This is a genomic window from Micromonospora sp. NPDC005163 (assembly GCF_053599835.1).
In genome coordinates, this window is the sequence record NZ_JBSFYP010000037.1 from 1 (window position 1) to 18,224 (window position 18,224).

At 69.8% G+C, this 18,224-nt stretch carries 20 protein-coding genes; 12 read left to right on the forward strand and 8 right to left on the reverse strand.

Going from position 1 to position 18,224, the window contains the following annotated elements:
* On the reverse strand, nt 1-242 hold a 242-nt coding region (locus tag ACWD6N_RS23590; RefSeq protein WP_449940306.1), incomplete at its 3' end, for a glycogen/starch synthase.
* A 327-nt stretch (nt 243-569) separates the two neighbouring features.
* Between ACWD6N_RS23590 and glgX the strand changes: the two genes are divergently transcribed.
* From glgX to treZ, 3 genes are read left to right on the forward strand one after another with little or no spacing between them, the layout of a single operon-like run.
* On the forward strand, nt 570-2,687 hold the full coding sequence (gene glgX, locus ACWD6N_RS23595; RefSeq protein ID WP_354967625.1) for a glycogen debranching protein GlgX: 2,118 nt from the start codon (nt 570-572) through the stop codon (nt 2,685-2,687).
* Between the two features lies 1 nt (nt 2,688).
* Nucleotides 2,689-5,013, forward strand: a complete 2,325-nt coding sequence (gene treY, locus ACWD6N_RS23600; protein ID WP_450005166.1) for a malto-oligosyltrehalose synthase — start codon at nt 2,689-2,691, stop codon at nt 5,011-5,013.
* Nucleotides 5,013-6,737: a malto-oligosyltrehalose trehalohydrolase gene (treZ, locus tag ACWD6N_RS23605; RefSeq protein ID WP_450005167.1), complete on the forward strand. Its 1,725-nt coding sequence runs from the start codon at nt 5,013-5,015 to the stop codon at nt 6,735-6,737. Before treY ends, treZ begins: the two co-directional genes overlap by 1 nt.
* Before the next feature lie 75 nt (nt 6,738-6,812).
* Here treZ and ACWD6N_RS23610 read toward each other — a convergent pair whose 3' ends face one another.
* Complete coding sequence (locus ACWD6N_RS23610) at nt 6,813-7,067, reverse strand: MOSC domain-containing protein (RefSeq protein ID WP_354967628.1); 255 nt, start codon at nt 7,065-7,067, stop codon at nt 6,813-6,815.
* A gap of 106 nt (nt 7,068-7,173) precedes the next feature.
* Nucleotides 7,174-8,067 (reverse strand): phosphotransferase family protein, encoded by an 894-nt coding sequence (locus ACWD6N_RS23615; RefSeq protein ID WP_354967629.1) that lies wholly within the window; start codon nt 8,065-8,067, stop codon nt 7,174-7,176.
* A gap of 353 nt (nt 8,068-8,420) precedes the next feature.
* Here ACWD6N_RS23615 and ACWD6N_RS23620 point away from each other — a divergent pair, with 353 nt between their 5' ends.
* The 3 genes from ACWD6N_RS23620 to ACWD6N_RS23630 all read left to right on the forward strand — a co-directional run bounded on the left by ACWD6N_RS23620 (nt 8,421) and on the right by ACWD6N_RS23630 (nt 11,053).
* Nucleotides 8,421-9,611 carry a helix-turn-helix domain-containing protein gene (locus ACWD6N_RS23620; protein ID WP_354967707.1) on the forward strand — a complete coding sequence of 397 codons (1,191 nt, stop codon included), beginning with the start codon at nt 8,421-8,423 and terminating at the stop codon, nt 9,609-9,611.
* 130 nt (nt 9,612-9,741) lie between these two features.
* Nucleotides 9,742-9,912: a hypothetical protein gene (locus ACWD6N_RS23625; RefSeq protein ID WP_354967630.1), complete on the forward strand. Its 171-nt coding sequence runs from the start codon at nt 9,742-9,744 to the stop codon at nt 9,910-9,912.
* Nucleotides 9,899-11,053, forward strand: a complete 1,155-nt coding sequence (locus ACWD6N_RS23630; RefSeq protein WP_354967631.1) for a helix-turn-helix domain-containing protein — start codon at nt 9,899-9,901, stop codon at nt 11,051-11,053. Before ACWD6N_RS23625 ends, ACWD6N_RS23630 begins: the two co-directional genes overlap by 14 nt.
* A gap of 72 nt (nt 11,054-11,125) precedes the next feature.
* Here the strand turns inward: ACWD6N_RS23630 and ACWD6N_RS23635 are convergent, their stop codons facing one another.
* The gene (locus tag ACWD6N_RS23635; RefSeq protein WP_354967632.1) at nt 11,126-11,551 is read right to left on the reverse strand and encodes an HflX-like GTP-binding protein; all 426 of its coding nucleotides are present in this window, start codon (nt 11,549-11,551) and stop codon (nt 11,126-11,128) included.
* A 63-nt stretch (nt 11,552-11,614) separates the two neighbouring features.
* Nucleotides 11,615-12,241 (reverse strand): hypothetical protein, encoded by a 627-nt coding sequence (locus ACWD6N_RS23640; protein WP_354967633.1) that lies wholly within the window; start codon nt 12,239-12,241, stop codon nt 11,615-11,617.
* Between the two features lie 138 nt (nt 12,242-12,379).
* Between ACWD6N_RS23640 and ACWD6N_RS23645 the strand changes: the two genes are divergently transcribed.
* From ACWD6N_RS23645 to ACWD6N_RS23655, 3 genes are all read left to right on the forward strand, one after another.
* Entirely contained in the window at nt 12,380-12,763 is a 384-nt protein-coding gene (locus ACWD6N_RS23645) for a VOC family protein (RefSeq protein WP_354967634.1), read from the forward strand.
* A 110-nt stretch (nt 12,764-12,873) separates the two neighbouring features.
* Nucleotides 12,874-13,269 (forward strand): VOC family protein, encoded by a 396-nt coding sequence (locus tag ACWD6N_RS23650; protein ID WP_354967635.1) that lies wholly within the window; start codon nt 12,874-12,876, stop codon nt 13,267-13,269.
* 108 nt (nt 13,270-13,377) lie between these two features.
* The gene (locus ACWD6N_RS23655) at nt 13,378-13,968 is read left to right on the forward strand and encodes a TMEM175 family protein (protein ID WP_450005168.1); all 591 of its coding nucleotides are present in this window, start codon (nt 13,378-13,380) and stop codon (nt 13,966-13,968) included.
* A 74-nt stretch (nt 13,969-14,042) separates the two neighbouring features.
* On the opposite strand, the gene ACWD6N_RS23660 is transcribed toward ACWD6N_RS23655, so the two are convergent.
* On the reverse strand, nt 14,043-14,648 hold the full coding sequence (locus ACWD6N_RS23660) for an isochorismatase family protein (protein WP_074309497.1): 606 nt from the start codon (nt 14,646-14,648) through the stop codon (nt 14,043-14,045).
* A 108-nt stretch (nt 14,649-14,756) separates the two neighbouring features.
* Nucleotides 14,757-15,476, reverse strand: a complete 720-nt coding sequence (locus ACWD6N_RS23665) for a DsbA family oxidoreductase (RefSeq protein WP_387327976.1) — start codon at nt 15,474-15,476, stop codon at nt 14,757-14,759.
* Between the two features lie 115 nt (nt 15,477-15,591).
* Here ACWD6N_RS23665 and ACWD6N_RS23670 point away from each other — a divergent pair, with 115 nt between their 5' ends.
* From ACWD6N_RS23670 to ACWD6N_RS23680, 3 genes are all read left to right on the forward strand, one after another.
* Nucleotides 15,592-16,020, forward strand: a complete 429-nt coding sequence (locus ACWD6N_RS23670) for a winged helix-turn-helix transcriptional regulator (protein WP_354967638.1) — start codon at nt 15,592-15,594, stop codon at nt 16,018-16,020.
* Between the two features lie 78 nt (nt 16,021-16,098).
* Nucleotides 16,099-16,731: a DUF6518 family protein gene (locus ACWD6N_RS23675; protein ID WP_387327979.1), complete on the forward strand. Its 633-nt coding sequence runs from the start codon at nt 16,099-16,101 to the stop codon at nt 16,729-16,731.
* Nucleotides 16,732-16,827: 96 nt separating this feature from the next.
* On the forward strand, nt 16,828-17,271 hold the full coding sequence (locus ACWD6N_RS23680) for a DUF5990 family protein (RefSeq protein ID WP_354967640.1): 444 nt from the start codon (nt 16,828-16,830) through the stop codon (nt 17,269-17,271).
* 10 nt (nt 17,272-17,281) lie between these two features.
* On the opposite strand, the gene bla is transcribed toward ACWD6N_RS23680, so the two are convergent.
* Entirely contained in the window at nt 17,282-18,193 is a 912-nt protein-coding gene (gene bla, locus ACWD6N_RS23685) for a class A beta-lactamase (protein ID WP_354967641.1), read from the reverse strand.
* Nucleotides 18,194-18,224 lie beyond the last annotated feature (31 nt).

Here is an 18,224-nt window from a genome sequence, read left to right on the forward strand (position 1 = left end):
CGGGTGACGACGGTGACGTCGTGGCCGGCGGTGGCGAGGGCGACGGAGAGGGCGTGGACGTGTCGGCCGAGGCCGCCGACGAGCACCGGCGGGTACTCCCAGGAGAGCATCAGGATGCGGCGGGTCTGCGGGGGGACCCCCGGGCCGGGCTGCGCCGGGACCTGGGGCCGGGAGGTCAGGGTGGGCCGGTGGGCCCGGTCCTTGGTGGCAGCGAGCTGCTCGTCGACCCGCAGGGTCGTCACATCAATCTCCGTCCATGCATGGTGGTACGCGCCGGCGTCGGTGGCGGCGAAGCGGGAGGTGGCGGGGTGGCCGAAGGCCGAGTGGGGTACGCGCGGGAGCGTCCCCGAACAAGCAAAGGGCATCGAGCGCCGTCGCGCATCCTCAGAAGGGACAAGGTGACGGAAGACACCTGAAGGCCTGGCGCGCATCAGACAGGTGCATTCCGGGCGTCCCCTGAAAGGATGGATTGGCGCCGCGGGGCGGGGGGCAATACCGACGTGCGCGCTGGGCCCACGCCGGTGCGCTCGTGGCGCGGTGCGCACATGACCAAGGTCTGAAGGAGCGACATGCAGGTCTGGCCGGGCGAGCGGTACCCCCTGGGCGCCACCTACGACGGGATGGGCACCAACTTCGCCATCTTCTCGGAGCTGGCCGAGCGGGTGGAGCTGTGCCTCTTCGACGAGTGGGACACCGGCGCCGAGCGGCGGGTCGAGCTGCGCGAGGTGGACGCCTACGTCTGGCACGCGTACCTGCCGGGGATCGAGCCGGGGCAGCGCTACGGCTACCGGGTCCACGGGCCGTACGACCCGGCGAACGGGCTGCGCTGCAACCCGCACAAGCTGCTGCTCGACCCGTACGCCAAGGCGATCGACGGCGACGTGACGTGGGACCCGGCGGTCTACGACTACGACATGGCCGAGCCGGAGCGGATGAACGAGACCGACTCGGCGCCGTTCATGCCCAAGTCGGTGGTGGTCAACCCGTACTTCGACTGGGGCAACGACAAGCCACCGCGCACCCCGTACCACCACTCGGTGATCTACGAGGCACACGTACGGGGGCTGACCATGCGCCACCCGGACATCCCCGAGGAGCTGCGCGGCACGTACGCCGGCATCGCCTCCCCGCCGATGATCGAGCACCTGACCCGGCTCGGTGTGACCGCCATCGAGCTGATGCCCGTGCACCAGTTCATCCACGACCACCGGCTGGTCGACCTGGGGCTGCGCAACTACTGGGGCTACAACACCATCGCCTTCTTCGCCCCGCACCACGGCTACTCCGCGCTGGGCCGCCTGGGGCAGCAGGTGCAGGAGTTCCGGGGCATGGTCAAGGCGCTGCACGCGGCCGGCATCGAGGTCATCCTCGACGTGGTCTACAACCACACCGCCGAGGGCAACCACCTCGGGCCGACGCTGAGCTTCAAGGGCGTGGACGCCCCCAGCTACTACCGGCTCAGCGAGGAGGACCGCCGCTACTTCGTCGACTACACGGGCACCGGCAACAGCCTCAACGTGCGCAGCCCCCACTCACTTCAGCTGATCATGGATTCGCTGCGTTACTGGGTGCAGGAGATGCACGTCGACGGCTTCCGCTTCGACCTGGCCGCCACCCTGGCCCGCGAGTTCTACGAGGTGGACCGGCTCTCCACCTTCTTCGAGGTGGTCCAGCAGGACCCGGTGGTCAGCCAGGTCAAGCTGATCGCCGAGCCGTGGGACGTCGGCCCCGGCGGCTACCAGGTGGGCAACTTCCCGCCGGTGTGGACCGAGTGGAACGGCAAGTACCGCGACACCGTGCGGGACTTCTGGCGTGGTGAGCCGGCCACCCTGGCCGAGTTCGCGTCCCGGATCTCCGGCTCCGCCGACCTCTACCAGGACGACGGCCGCCGCCCCTTCCACAGCATCAACTTCGTCACCGTCCACGACGGGTTCACGCTCAACGACCTGGTGTCGTACAACGACAAGCACAACGAGGCCAACGGCGAGGACAACCGGGACGGCGAGAGCCACAACCGGTCCTGGAACTGCGGGGTCGAGGGCGACACCGACGACGAGGCGGTGCTCGCCCTGCGGGCCAAACAGCGGCGCAACTTCCTGGCCACGCTGATGCTCTCCCAGGGTGTGCCGATGATCGGCCACGGCGACGAGCTGGGCCGCACCCAGCACGGCAACAACAACGCCTACTGCCAGGACAGCGAGCTGGCCTGGGTCGACTGGGACAACACCGACTCCCAGCTGCTGGAGTTCGTCCGGACGCTGACCGCGTTCCGGGCCCGGCACCAGGTGTTCCGCCGCCGCCGGTTCTTCACCGGCCTGCCGGTCGGCGGGCGCGAGGTCGACGAGCCGCTGCCGGACCTGGCCTGGTACACCCCGGACGGGCGGGAGATGACCGGCGACGACTGGGGCAACGACTTCGGCCGCTCGGTGGCGCTCTTCGTCAACGGCGAGGGCATCCGCGAGCGCGGCCAGTACGGCCAGCGCCACCACGACGCCTCGTTCCTGCTGTGCTTCAACGCCCACGACGCGCCGCTTGACTTCACCCTGCCCGGCAGCGAGTACGGCCAGAAGTGGGAACGGGTGATCAGCACCGCCGAACCCGAACCAGACGACGTCACGGTGATCAGCGCGGGTGGCACCGTCCGGGTGCCGGACCGTTCTCTGGTGGTGTTGGAAAGGATGATCTGAGATGGCGGTGCCCCCTCACACCGACAAACCCAACGACGTCCGCACCACCTACCGCGTGCAGGTCCGCCCCGGCTTCGACCTGGACGCCACCGCCGAGATCGTCGACTACCTGGCCGATCTCGGCGTCAGCCACCTCTACAGCGCGCCGCTGCTGACCGCCACCCCCGGCTCGGCGCACGGCTACGACGTGGTCGACCACCGCGCGGTCAACCCGGAGCTGGGCGGTGAAGCCGCTCGGCAGCGGCTCCTGCGCGCGCTGCGCGACGCCAAGCTCGGCCTGGTCGTCGACATCGTGCCCAACCACGCCGGGGTGGCCGTGCCGCCAGCCAACCCCGCCTGGTGGGACGTGCTGCGCCGGGGGCGCGCCTCGACGTACGCCGACTGGTTCGACATCGACTGGGACCGGGGCCGGCTGCTGCTGCCGGTGCTGGCCGACGCGCCGGACGCCCTGGACGACCTCAAGGTGGTCGACGGGGAGCTGCGCTACCACGAGCACCGGTTCCCCATCGCCGACAGCACCGGCGACGGCAGCGCCCGCGAGGTGCACGAACGGCAGCACTACGAGCTGGCCTCCTGGCGGCGCGGTGACGCCGAGCTGACGTACCGCCGGTTCTTCGCCGTTTCGGACCTGGCGGGGCTGCGGGTGGAGGACCCGGCGGTGTTCGCCGCCACCCACGAGCTGATCCTGCGCTGGGCCGCCGCCGGGGAGGTCGACGGCATCCGGGTCGACCACCCGGACGGCCTGCGCGACCCCGGCGGCTACCTGGCCCGGCTGCGGGAGGCCGCGCCGGAGGCCTGGCTCGTGGTGGAGAAGATCCTGGAGTACGGCGAGGAACTGCCGGACTGGCCGGTGGACGGCACCACCGGCTACGACGCTCTCGCCGCGGTCGGCGGGCTCTTCGTCGACACCGACGCCGAGGGTGACTTCACCGTGCTGGACACCCGGCTGACCGGGCAGCACACCTCGTGGGAGGACCTGACCCACGCCACCAAGCTGGCCGCCGCCACCCGATTGCTCGCCGCCGAGCTGACCCGGCTGGCCGCCCTCGCCCCCGAGGTGCCAACCGAGCAGGCCCGCGCGGCGCTCGCCGAGCTGGCCGCCGCGTTCGCCGTGTATCGGGGCTACCCGCCGCACGGCGACCAGCACCTCGCCGCCGCCCGCTCCGAGGCGGGCCGGCGCCGCCCGGATCTGACCACAGCCCTGGACGGGGTCACCCGCCGGCTGCGCGACCCCGACGACGAGCTGGCCCAGCGTTTCCCCCAGTTCACCGGCGCGGTGATGGCCAAGGGCGTGGAGGACACCGCCTACTACCGCTGGACCCGGTTCGTGGCGCTCAACGAGGTCGGCGACAGCCCCGCCCACTTCGGGGTACCGCCGGCGGAGTTCCACCGCTTCGCCGCCGCCCGGCAGGTCCGTTGGCCGGCGAGCATGACCACCGTCTCCACCCACGACACCAAACGCGGCGAGGACGTCCGCGCCCGCCTGGCCGTGCTCAGCGAGCTGCCGGGCCAATGGGCCGAGCAGGTCAAGAGCTGGATGGAGTACGCACCGCTGCCCGACCCGGCCTTCGCCCACCTGCTCTGGCAGACCGCCGTCGGCGCCTGGCCGATCGAACGGGAGCGGCTGCACACGTACGTCGAGAAGGCCGCGCGGGAGGCGTCGACCTCGACCAGTTGGGCGGACCCCGACCCGGTCTTCGAGCAGGCGCTGCACGCCGTGGTCGATTTGATGTACGACGACCCGAGCCTGCACGACGAGCTGACCGAGCTCGCGACGGCGATCACCCCGGCCGGCTGGTCCAACTCACTGGGCCAGAAGCTGGTGCAGCTCGCCATGCCCGGTGTTCCGGACACGTACCAGGGCACCGAGCTGTGGGGCAACTCCCTCGTCGACCCCGACAACCGCCGCCCGGTCGACTTCTCCGTACGCCGGGAGCTGCTGGCGCGTCTGGACGGCGGCTGGCGTCCGCCGGTGGACGACAGCGGCGCCGCGAAGCTGCTGGTGGTCTCGCGGGCCCTGCGGCTGCGCCGGGCGCACCCGGAGCTGTTCACCGGCTACCGGTCGGTGCCGGCGCACGGGCCGGAGGGGCGGTTCGCGGTGGCCTTCGACCGGGGCGGCGCGATCGGGGTGGCCACCCGCCTGCCGCTGGGCCTGGCCCGTGTCGGTGGCTGGTGTGACACAGTCCTGTCGCTTCCCGTTAACGAGGTGAAGGACCTGTTCACCGGCCGGGTCTACAGTGGCGGAGAGACCTCCGTGGCCGACCTGCTGGCCGACTATCCCGTCGCACTGCTGGCTCCTCCCACCGCTTCCGTGGAGGCTGCGTGATGACCGAATTCACCGTGTGGGCGCCGGACGCCACCCGGGTCCGGCTGCGCCTGCCGGGCGACGCGGACCACGAGATGCGCGCCGCCGCCGACGGCTGGTGGCGGGTCGAGGTGCCCGACGCCGGGCTCGACTACTCCTTTCTGCTGAACGACGACGAAACCCCACTGCCCGACCCCCGGTCGCCGTCGCAACCTGCGGGTGTGCACGGGCCCAGCCGACGCTACGACCACGCCGCCTTCGAGTGGACCGACGACGCGTGGACGGGCCGGCAACTGCCCGGCAGCATCCTCTACGAGCTGCACATCGGCACCTTCACCCCCGAGGGCACCTTCGACGCGGCCATCGACCGCCTCGACCACCTCGTCTCACTCGGTGTCGACCTGATCGAACTGCTCCCGGTCAACGCCTTCAACGGCGAACACAACTGGGGGTACGACGGCGTCTGCTGGTACGCCCCACACCAGCCCTACGGCGGCCCGGACGGCCTGAAACGCCTCGTCGACGCTGCTCACGCCAAGGGGCTGGGGGTGATCCTCGACGTCGTCTACAACCATTTCGGGCCCTCCGGGGCCTACGCGCCGCGGTTCGGACCGTACCTCGCCGAGCAGAGCAACAGTTGGGGCCGCTCGGTCAACCTGGACGGCCCGCACTCCGACGAGGTACGCCGCTACATCATCGACAGCGTGCTCATGTGGCTACGCGACTACCACGTCGACGGGCTGCGCCTGGACGCCGTGCACGCCCTGCCCGACACCCGAGCGGTGCCGCTGCTCGAAGAGCTGGCCATCGAGGTCGAGTCCTTGTCGACGCACCTGGGCCGCCCGCTGTCACTGATTGCCGAATCCGACCTCAACGACCCACGGCTCATCACCCCTCGGGAGGCGGGCGGCTTTGGGCTGCACGCCCAGTGGAACGACGACGCGCACCACGCGCTGCACACGTTGCTGACGGGGGAGCGGCAGGGCTACTACGGGGACTTCGGCTCCCTGGAGACGCTGACGGACGTGCTCACGGGTGGGTTCTTCCACGCCGGCACCTGGTCCAGCTTCCGTAACCGCCACCATGGGCGGCCTCTGGACTCGCGCGTCCCTGGTCATCGGCTGGTTGCCTATTTGCAGAACCATGACCAGATCGGCAACCGGGCTACCGGTGATCGGATCTCGGCTTCGCTGTCGCCTTCGCTGCTGCGGGTCGGCGCTGTCTTGCTGCTGACCGCGCCCTTTACGCCGATGCTGTTCATGGGGGAGGAGTGGGCGGCGTCTACGCCGTGGCAGTTCTTCACGTCGCATCCAGAGCCGGAGTTGGCGTCTGCTGTGGTGGACGGGCGGCGGCGGGAGTTCGCGGCGCACGGGTGGCCGGAGGGGGACGTGCCGGATCCGCAGGATCCGGAGACGTTCGTGCGGTCGCGGTTGGACTGGGCGGAGCTGGACAAGCCTGAGCATCGGGAGATGTTCTCGTTCTACCAGCGGCTTATCGCGCTGCGTCGGTCTCTTCCGGACCTGTCGGATCCTCGGCTGCACGCGGTATCCGTTCAGCACGGGGATCAGTTCCTGCTGATGCGGCGGGGGGAGACGCTGGTGGTGGCGAACCTGGCTGGGCGGGGGCAAGGGGTGAGCCTGCCGGAGGTGGCGCGGCGGGTGCTGCTGGCCACGGGGGAGGGGGTCACGGTGATGCGGGACCGAATCCAGTTGCCGGCGGAGACGGCGGCGATCGTGGCGTTGTGACGTTGATGTCGAATCGCTTGAAGGAGGACGCACGCATATCGCGGCAGTTGCGGATATCGCGGCGCTTCTTTCGACCTACGCCCAGGAGCGCACATGGCCAGCGGCGACCCGGCCTGACCGCTCGACCGTGGCGAAAACCCCGAAGGCCAGTTCATGGTACTCAGCGAGGGTCTTGAGCAGATCGTTCCGCTCGCCCGCCCGATCCTGTGCCATGTCGATCATCACGCACCGAGTGAGCGGCCGGGCCGGCCGCAGGACGACTTCCGGGCCAACCTGCAGCCGGCGCCCCGGCCAGCCCTCCTCCGGGAAGCCGCTGCCGGGAATGTCCACGGCGGCGATCCAACGCAATCAGCGCGACGGTGACAGTCGACCAGCAAGCCAAGCGCACGAACGGCGGCAGATCCGGATGCCCGTGCGGGTCCCAGCGGACGTTTTGTCAGGCTAGTGTCTCGAACCACTGCCCCGTGAGTTCGCGCGCTCTGCGGCGGACGTGGGTGATCCCCGACGGGCTGTTGAACGCGGCGAAGGGCGGCCACAGGAAGACGAGGATGGCGAGCTCTTCCGCCAGCAGCGCACGCTGCAGCGTGTGGCGCTCGGACGGCCGATGATCCAGGTAGGCGTCGATCAGAGCCCGGGGGACGGTCACGCCGGCGGGTGTGACACGGACGCTGAGGAAGGCCAGGTCGGATACAGCCCGACCGATGCCGGCCGCCTGCCAGTCACAGAACACCAGTGAGCCGGCAGAGTGCACGATGTTGTCTGTGTGGCAGTCGCCGTGGATGAAGACCGGCGGTAGTGCCCCAATGTGATCTTCAAGTTCGACGCGCCGGGAGACGAGGTCGGCAAGCTGCGGAAGCACGGGGGCCCAGAAGGCGTGGATCTCTTCCAGGTCCGGGTCGGCCAGGGCCTCGCGCAGCGCATCGGGGCGGTTCCAGCCCCCGCCCTTTGGTAGCGGCATGCTGTGTAGGGTGGCCAGCTCCCGACCCAGGCTTGCCCACATGCCTGCAGTCCATGACGTGGGCTCCTTGGGCTCGCCTGCCGCCTCAAGTAGCACGGCTACACCGTCCTCGGCATCCACGCAATCGAGAAGCCTCGGTGTGCGCACCGAGGCGACTGGCGCGACGTCCTGGTAGAAGAAGAGTTCCCGCCGAGCTGCTGCCAGTGCCTGCGGCCCCAGCAGGGCGGGAGTGACCTTAAGGTATGCGGTCTGCCCGTCGGTCGTGCGCACGGCACGGACCCCAGCGCCAGACCGGGACTCGAGCCGCGCCGCAGACACCTGGCCGACTACCCCGAACTCATTGAGCACCATCGTCATGAAATCGCTCGACATCAGAGCGGTTACACCTCGAACTCCCTCACCCGCGCTCCTGAGCGCCCACGGCAATGGCTTCGCCCTCCACGTCGTACGCTTCGGCGTTTCGTTTGACCTTACCGACGCACGCTCATCGACAGATCCGGAAGCCGTGCAAGCGCCACATCGAGGCCCTCAGTCCGGCTCGTCCAGGTCACAGGCGACCGTAGCCAGCTCCGACGCTGCGGTTTGCCAAGTGCGACTGCGCGGGGCGACGCTTCTCGGGCACTCAGCGTCATCGCTTGGACGCTCTGTCGGTGTACCGTCCAACCGTGCGGGGATAGTTGGGCGTGGCCGCTATCCCGGTCCTCTACCTGGGAGTGGGCGAAGGTATGGTGACGAAGCCGGACACCATCGGTGCCAGGATCCGGTACTGGCGGATGCGCCGTGGCGGCATGACTCAGGCCGTCCTCGCTGGGCTCGCTGGTGTCACCCAGTCCTACGTGTCGCAGGTTGAGTCGGGCCGGAAGACCATCGACCGCCGCTCCACTCTGGTCGCTCTCGCTGCCGCACTCCAGGTCACCGTGGCCGACCTGCTTGGCCAAGGCACGGAGTCCGGCGATCCGGCCCGCGAGACCGCCGCCGAGTGCGTACCGGCGATCTGGTCGGCCCTGATCGAAATCGAGGACGGTGAACGCCGCCCGTCGACCTACACCGAGGACCGTCTGGCCGCCGAGATCGCCCGCAGCGACCAACTCCGGACCTCCTGCAACTACCCGGCAATGGCTCGCCTGCTCCCCGGTCTGCTGCTCGAAGCCGCCGCGGTGGGTGGGGCCGCGCTCGCCCAGGTCGCATACCAAGCCTCCGCTTGCCTCCGGCACCTCGGATACCGACACCTGGCGCTCAATGCCGCTCGGCTCGCCGCACTGGTCGCCGAGGACACCGACGACCCGGCCTGGATCGGCGCCTCCCGGTTCGCCTACGCGCAGAGCCTGCCGATCGAGTCGGCCGCGCTTGCCGCCCGTGCTGCCGATCGCTCGCTCCGCGAGCTTCAGGCCGACGCGGCTGACGAGCGGGTGCGACAGATGCTCGGACAGCTCCACCTTTCTGCCGCGCTGACCTCGTCGGTAAGTGGTCGTCCGGATGTCGCTCGCGATCATCTTGCCGAGGCGGCACGTGAGGCGGTGACCCTCGGCGACCCGTCAGACGGGGCCGGGTTCAACGGCTGCGGTTTCGGTCCGACCAATGTCGGGCTCTGGGAGATGTCTATCGCTGCGGAGCAGGGCGAGTCCGGCCGAGTGATCGAACTATCCCGGAAGGTCCGGCCGCAGGTCCTCGCGGCGTCCATCCGCCAGCAGTCCTACTGGCTTGATCTCGGGAGAGCTCTCGCGGACGGCGGTCGCCGGGACACCGAGGCGCTTGCCGCGTTTGTGCAGGCTGAGCGGGCCGCACCGATCCCGTTCGCCATCAACACTCTCGCCCGCGATGCCGTCGTGACGCTGGCACAGCGTGCCAAGCGCCGCGCCATTCCCGACGACCTGCGGCTGCTCGCTGGGCGTATCGGCGTCAACCTGGTTGCATAACTGGCAGTAATTTCGGCATCACTGATCGGCCCTAGTGTCCGCTTTGGGACGTCGCTGCGTCCCGTTGGCCTGGTACGCGGGTGGTCGGTCCCCGAGCATCACCGCTGGGCCTCGACCTGAGGAGGCGGGGATGAGCGGTCAGGACGACAGCGCTCCGGAGAACAAGGGCAAACAGTCGGAGGCGGCCGAGCGGGAGGCCGCCAAGCAACGCCTCCTGGCCCAGGCCGAGGCGGATCGCGTACCGGTGGAGGACACGACCCGCGCGGTCCCGGACCGGCGGTGGCGGCGTGACCAGCGATGACCTACCGATCGGCCGGCGTGTGGCGTGTTGGCGGGTGCGGCGGCAGATGACGCAGCAGATGCTGGCCGACCGGCTCCGCAGGTCGAAGAGCTGGGTGGACAAGGTCGAGCGGGGCGTCCGCACCCTGGACCGGTACTCGGTGATCCAGGAACTGGCCCACGTGCTGCGGGTCGAGCCAGAGGTGCTGCTCGGCCAGCCGCGGAGCACGCCGGCCGGCACGCCGGACGGGGTGGACGACATCCGGGCCGCTCTCGCCCGCTACGACACTCCACAAGCCCCAGCCCAGACAACGGATGAGCTGAGAAGGCACGTCGGGTACGCCTGGATGACCTACCAGCACGCGCACTACGCGCAGTTGGTGCGGGTGCTGCCGGGTCTGCTCGACGCCGCCCAGGGCGCGCAGGCGGCGGAGCTGCTGGTGCAGGCGTACCGGATCACCTCATCCGTGCTGGTGAAGCTCGGCGAGGCCGACCTCGGGTGGCTGGCCGCCGACCGGGCGATGGCCGTGGCGGGCGACGATCGGGTCCTCGCCGCGACGGCGGCCGTGTCGGTCGGGCAGGCGCTGCGCGCGTCGGGCCGGGACCGCCTGGCCCTCACCGCGACCCTCACCGCCGCGAACCGCATCCCACCGACGCCGCAGCGGCCGGCGGGGGAGTGGGCTGTGGGTGGGACTCTGCTGCTCCAGGCCGCTCTGGCCGCCGCCGGCTGCGGCGACAGCCGCCGCGCCGAGGAGCTGACCGACCGGGCCGCCGGGATCGCTGCCCAGCTTCGGGGGTACGACGACACGCACCGCACCAGCTTCGGGCCGATCGTTGTCGACCTGGCGCGGGTGATGGTGGCCGTGGAGCGGGGTGACGCTGCCGAGGCGGTGCGGCGGCACGTGACGGTGATCCGACGGGAGGCGTGGCGGCGGTTGCCGGCCGAGTATCGGGGCGCGTATCTGGTGGACGCCGCGCGGGCGTACCTCCAGATCGGTGACCTGCGCGGCGCCGCACGCGCCCTCGTGGACGCGGACAGCGTTGCGCCGGCCGAGGTCCGGTGTCGGCCTCTGGCGCGTACCGTGATCGCCGAAGTCGCCCGGGGTTGCCCGGCGCCGGCCGGCGTGGCGCGCCTGGCGACGCTCGTCGGCCTGACCCGCTGACCATTCGCACACGGGCCCGGCCCGCTCGGCGACTCCACGTATAGCGTGTTTGAGACGCGAGGTGATGTCGCACTACCGTTGGCGTCTGGGTCTCTGGCCACGGCCAACGCGACGCTGAGATCGGGTGGGGCTGGTCAGGTGATGCGCTGACGGGTCGAGGTCGGCCTGGGTCAGCACCGGGCGCCCGAGGCGCGTCGACAGCCATCTGCGCTGGTAGCCGCTCAGGCCGTTGATGAAGACGACCGCGTCGACGTTTCTGCTCGAACAGGTCGTGGCGATCTCGTCCAGCTTTCCCGGGCCGATGAGGAACCGACGCGACAATGGCGCGGTCATCAGTCGTACCCCACCGTCGGAGACGCCCCTGCGCTGGACGAACCGGTCCAGCACCTGGCCTCCCAGTGCCGTTACCTGCGCCTCCAGCGCGTCGAGGCGATCCTGGTAATCGCGGTCCTTCGCCGAGAACAGGCCCACGAGGACCACCGAGCGGATGACGGTCACCCGGACAGCATCCCAGGGCAGCTGTTCGACACCACGGAATATTCGGTTGGCGCGGCAGCGGGTCTAGGCGTGCAGGAGGTTGAGGAAGTCCGCGGCGTTCGGGAACGGCCTGTCCTTGGCGAACTCACCGATGTAGACGACGGCCTCCTCGTCCTGGGCGTATGAGTAGCCGTCCAGGGCCACGCCGATCACGAGGATGTTGCCGTCACGTCGCCAGGCCGCGTACCGCCGCGAGTACCGACCGATGGAGAGGTGCCGGCCTTCGGTCCGGACGTCGCACTCCGGTGGGCCGAGCTGTTCGGCGAACCGGTCGATGGCAGCGTCGACGTGCGCCTTGAACTCCTCGCGGCCGGCCGGCTGGCTCGACCAGCCGGGCAGCGAGCCCCAGAAGTCGTCCGGCCACAACTCGCCGCCGACGTCGTAGGAATGGGCGAACGGCAGGTAGAGGCAGAAGTCGCCGTAGACGGCGTGACCGGCCGCGGTGACGAAGCGAGCTTCGTCGGTCGGTACCTCGTCGTCAGACCACCCGAGACCGCGCATCGCCCTGTCGGTAAGGTCCCGATCGTTCCACGGTAGGTCTGCCAACCCGACGATCTGACCGGCCAACCCCGGGTCGATGGGGCACCCGGCGACGTAGCTCTCGATGACCGTCTCGTCCTCGCCGCTCTCCGGCTGGTGATCTTCCGACACGGCCCAGGATTCTCGTGGCGTCGGCGCGGTCCGCGCAAGCGCGGGCCGGGGGTTGGTCTTCGGCTGGAGAGCAGACCGCCGCCTGACCTGGCGCGCTCTCGGCACCACGAGGTCGTGATCATAGGGCAGGCTACGGGCATGAGGTCACGAACCAGCGGCATGTGGTGGGGAACGACGATCGAGGCGCCGGACCCCAGCGGTCTGGCCAGGTTCTACGCCGAGCTTCTCGGGTGGCATATCGGACACGAGGAGCCTGGAACAGCGATCGTCGCCGCCTCACCGCAAGGACCCTTCTTCGTGTTCCAGCAGGCGGATGGCTACCGGACGCCGGTCTGGCCTCCGATCGACGGGGAACAGCGCCCCATGATGCACTTCGACTTCCAGGTCGGCGACCTGGACTCGGCCGTCGCCGAGGCGGTCGCCCTGGGAGCCACCGTGGCGGAGATCCAGCCGCAGCAGAACGTCCGGGTGATGTTCGACCCCGCCGGGCACCCCTTCTGCCTGTGTCTTGACCAAGCATGAGGGGCTGACTTCAGACAACGGGAGCGGTGATCATTTCGCGGCCAGGACGATCTTGGATCTGTCGGGCGGGCGGCATACTCTGAGCGCCGTCCGCGCTGTGAGGGAGAGTCGTGACAAGCAGGTTCACCGAGTTGGCCGTTGACTGCCACGATCCGGAGAGGCTCGCGGCCTTCTGGTGCGAGGTCCTGGACTTCCAGGTGATCGACCGGGGCGAGGGCAAGGTCGAGATCGGCTCCTGGGTGCCGACCGTCGAGGATGTCCGGGCCCGCCAGATGGCGCCCACCCTGGTGTTCATCCAGGTGCCCGAGGGTAAAACCGTGAAGAACAGGCTGCACCTTGACGTCAGTCCGATCGACGGCAGCACCGACGACGAGGTGACCAGATTGCTCAGCCTCGGCGCCACCAGGACGGATGTGGGCCAGGGCGCGGGCCGGAACTGGGTGGTCATGGCAGACCCCGAGGGCAACGAGTTCTGCGTCCTGCGCACCTTGGCACCGCAGAACTAGGCCGCGCGCGGGCCGCGGACGAGCGCGGCAGAAGCGGACAAATAGCATACTTGGGGCATGCTTTCCAGGAGCGATGGCCCGAGGCTCGCGCGTCAACCGGGCCGACTGGTGGCTTTCAGCGACGCTGTCTTCGCCATCGCCGTGACGCTTCTCGTGCTGGAGATCCAACCGCCGGAGGATTTCGGGCATCTCCTGCGGGGCCTCGGGGCGTTGTGGTCGTCATACCTGGCGTACGCGCTGAGCTTCCTGCTCATCGGGCAGGTGTGGGTCAACCATCACGTCATGTTCGACCGGGTCCGGCACGCCGACCATGGGGTGTTGTTCCTCAACACGTTGCTCTTGATGGTTATCGCGTTCCTGCCGTTCTCCACGTCGCTGCTCGCCGGCTCATTACGCGCGGAGCAGGGCCTGCGTACGGCGGTCGTCGTCTACGGCGCCACAGTGTGGACGGCGGCAGCCCTGTTCAACATCATTTGGGCCTATCTCCGTCGCGCCAAACTGCTGGACCCCAGCCTCGGCCCCTTCGGCGTCCGGGCCATCGGCCGCCGATTCGCGCTCGCCCTGATCTGGATCGGCTCCGGCATCCTCGTCGGCACGTTCGTGCCGATCGCGGGCGTCGCCATCATCGCCGGCTTCCTACCCGCCTACTACCTACCCATCCGCGGCGAGTACGGCGAGGACCACAAGGCCAGCGACTGATCGCTCGCCGCCCTTGAAGCGGGCCCGGCGTGAGCTGCGCACAGCCTGCCGTCGGGCCCGCTGGGGCGCCGCGCCTACTTCGCCAACCCGAATCCACCGAGTACGGTCTTGAAGTTGTCGGCCAGGATCTGACGAATCTGCTGGCCGTGCGGCGTGGCCCAGTCCTTGGCGAGTTCGCCGAGGACTGCGGCGGTGGTGGTCAGGGTGACGCCGGCCTGCGTCATGCGCAGTCGCGCCACCTCCTCGGAGATCTGGAACACCGATCCTCCGGCGTCGAGCACCGCGTAGACGTCGTATCCGGCCCGCTTGGCGCTGAGCGCGGTGTAGATCAGGCAGCCGTCGTTGGTGGTGCCGGCCATGATCAGGGTCCGTCGGCCGGTGGCCTCGACGGCCCGTACGAAGTTCGGGTCGTCCCAGGAGTCGATGATCCCAGTGCGCTTGATCCGGTTCGCATAGGCCTCCGGGTTGATCTCCTCCAGTCCGGGCATCCACCAGTCCTGGTTGTCGTCCTCGGTGCTGCTGGTCCAGACGTTGGGGATGTCGAGGACCTTCGCCGCCTTCACCAGGGTGATGCTGTTCAACTTGGCGACGTCGGGCGACTGGGTCTTGATGAACCCCATCGAGATGACCTGGTGGTCGATCAGGATCAGAGCACTGTCCTGCGCCTGCAGATCTGACATGGCTGTTAACTCCAATTCGGTGTCTCGGGCCCTCGTGGGTCCGTGTCTGCTGCCCCGAGCGGTCGGCTCGGGTTGATAGCGGGAAATCCGTCGCCTGGGGCGAGCGGCTCACATGGTGCGGTCGGGTACCGCGCACCCGTCCGGGGCGCAGATGCCCTCGGCGTCGGCGATAACCGGCAGCGGCTGCGGAGTGGGATGACTCTCGTCCCACGCCTTGGCCATGACCGCGAGCAGGTCGTCGAGGCCGATCGCCCCGGGCACCGCGAAGCGGCCGTCGAACACGAGGAACGGCGCGCCGCGAGCCCCGAGGCGCTGTGCCTCGCGCTGATCGGCCGCCACCCGGGCCCGGTAGCGGCGGCTGCGCAGGGCCTCGGCGGCCCCGGCGCGGTCCAGGCCCACCTCGGCGGCGAAGTCGAGGACCTCCTCGGTCGTCCACAGCTTGCGGGCCTGCCCGAAGTGCGCCCGGAACATGGCCGACCAGATCTCGTTGCCGCGGCCCTGGTCGGTCGCGTAGGCGAGCAGTTCGTGGGCGAAGTCCGTCGGGCCGAGCGTGCGGTCGACCGCGTGGTAGGGCGTCAGGCCCTCCGCCTTGGCGGCCCGCTCGATTGGCCGCAGGACCCGGTCCACGGTCGTCGCGGGGGCCCCGGCGATCTTGATCAACTCCCGTTGACTGACACCCTCACGGGGCAGGTCGGGGTGTAGCTGGAACGACCGGTGGATCACCTGCACCTGGTCGGCGTGCTCGAACCGCTCCAGGGCCTGGTGGAGCCGGTGATCCATCAGCCCGCAGTACGGGCAGACGATGTCCGACCAGAACTCGATCTTCATGGCACTCCTCCTCGTTTCTCACTTCCTGTTCGTAGCCCCATGATGCATTAGAATCGGAGAGCCACAAAAGGTACATTCATGTGCGTGGCAACCGGCTGACGGAGGGGTGGCGGGTATGAGTGGCGAGGATCTGCGACGGAGGCGAACCAACGTCCGGGCGAACGTCCGGGCCGCGCCAGGGCCCTGTGCGCACTGGAACGACCAGGACGCCGACTTCATCCGCGAGGTCCTGGACCTCGTCGGCGACAAGTGGAGCGTGTTGATCATCGGTACGCTCGCAGACGGCCCCATCCGCTACTCGAACCTGGGCGACGCGATCCCCGGCATCTCTCAGCGCATGCTCACGCTGACCCTGAAGCACCTGCAGCGCACCGGCCTCGTCACCCGGACCTCCTACCCGGAAGTCCCGCCCCGCGTCGAGTACGCCCTCACCGAACTGGGCACGTCGCTGCTCTCCACCGTCCTGGCCCTGGCCGCCTGGTCCGCCGACCACCACGTCGAAATCCGCCGCCACCAGACGGAGTACGACAACACGGCAACCTAGATCCGGCCTCTGTCAGACCGATCGCGCAGACGAGGGCCGACCAGGCCGGCCGGGGCATACTCGGTATGCTCTGCGGCCATGCGACCTGGTGACCGGACGGTGGCGCTCGCCTCCGTGGCGGGCGGATTCCTGCTCGGCTTCCTCGACTTCTGCTGGATCAATTGGCTGCCGTACCCCATCGCCGAACTCGGCAACTCCACCGCGACCTGGGCCGTCGCCGCCTTCTTCTTCGGCTACTGGGCGCGGTCCGGGCGGCTGCGTTCGGCACTCGGCGCCGCCGTCCTGCTCGTCGTCGCGGTGCCCAGCTACTACCTCGCGGCGGCACTCCTGCAAGGCGACGACCTCGCGATGCTCTGGGCGCCGTCGTCGCTGGTCTGGATGCTCTTCGGCGTGCTCGCCGGAGTGGTCTTCGGCACCGGCGGGACCTGGGCGCGCGGCGCGGGGTGGCGGCAGGTCGTCGGGACCGCGCTGCCGGCCGCCGTGTTCTTCGAGGAGGCGGCCCGGTTCGCCGGCAAGGCGACCGACCCCAACTACCCGCCCGGCGCGTGGTGGAACGTGGCCATCGACCTTGCGCTGGGCCTGCTGATCGTGGTGCTGACCGGCGGGTCGCATCGTCGGCGGGCGCTCGCCGTCGCGGTGGCCGTGCCACTGGCCGGCGCGATTCTGGTGAGCTTCGCGGTGGCCGGCGGAACCTTCTCGTCGGCCGGTTGACGCCGCGCGCATCGGCGACGCTCTAGCGCCGCGCCACGTCCATCCGCTCCCACCAGCGGAATATCGAACGGCGGCCGCCGCACTAGAGTCGGTGGGATGCGGATCCGGATCGACGGCAGCGACCTTCCGGGGCGGCGCGCCAGTGCGGAAGCCGACGCGCTGCGGCTCGGCAACGTGCACGTCGGGGTCCAGCGCAAGGCCGAGGTGGTCGATCAGGTGCCGGCCGACGCGGCGACGACGACCTGGCGCTTCGAGGTGTCCAGCCGGGAGATCGACGGGATGCTGGATGTCGGAGGGCCGTGGGTGCACGGGCGTCCCGGAGCACGGTTCCTGTACCTGAGCTGGGGCGCGGTGACCGAGGACGGCTTCGCGATGTTCAGACGGGCGAAGTTGATGTTCACCGACATCCCGACCGAGCTGCTCCGCGCCGCACACGAGGGCAGTGGGACGCTGGTCGGCCGAGTCGGCTTGACCGATGCCGCAGGCGGGCCGCTGTGCGCTCGGGTCCACCCTCCCGCCATCGCCTGGACGGTGGAGTGACCGCCGGAAGTCACAGCTGGGCGACGACCACCTTGGTGGCCTGGGCGATGAGAGCGTCGTCGTGGGTGGCGTCCTTCTCGCCCCGGCTGGACAGCACGGCGAGGACGATCGGGGCGCGGTCGGGCGGCCAGATCACGGCGATGTCGTTGCGGGTGCCGTACCCCCCGGTGCGGGTCTTGTCCCCGACGACCCAGCCCGCCGGCACCCCGGCACGGATCAGCGCCCCACCGGTGGTGTTACCCCGCAGCCAGCCGCACAGAAGGTCGCGGTCCGCGGGCTCCAGGGCGTCCCCCACGGCGTACGCCCGAAGGTCGTCCGCCAGAGCCCGCGCGGTGCTGGTGTCCCGCGTGTCACCCGGCGTCGCCTCGTTGAGTTCGGTCTCGTAGCGGGCCGCGTCGGTGACCGTGTCACCGACCTCGCGCAGCTCCTTCTCGAACCGCTGCGGCCCCCCGAGGTGACGCAGCAGCAGGTTGCCGGCCGTGTTGTCGCTGTAGCGCACGGCGGCGTCGGCGACGGCGCGCAGGCTCATGCCCTCGGCGACGTGCTTCTCGATGATCGGTGAGTACGACACCAGGTCCTGCGCCGAGTACCGCACGACACGATCCAGCTCGGCGTCCGTGGTCTCGTCCAGCACCTCGGCGGCGGCCAACGCCTTCCACGTCGAGGCGTACGCGAATCGCTCGTCGGCCCGGTACTCCACCCTGCGACCAGTGCCCGTGTCGACGGCGTAGATCCCCAGCCGCGCCTCGAACGTCTTCTCCAACCGCTGGAACTCCTGCTGGGCGGCCGGCGACGGGGTGACCGTCACCTCCGTGCCCGGCGTCCGCACCTCGGCTGCGTCACCGGTGCTGCACGCCCCCAACGAAACCAGGGTCGACGCCGTGGCCACCGCGGTCGCCAGACGTCGTACGGACGCAGCCATCGTCGTTCCTCCTCGTGTGCCGTCGACCCGC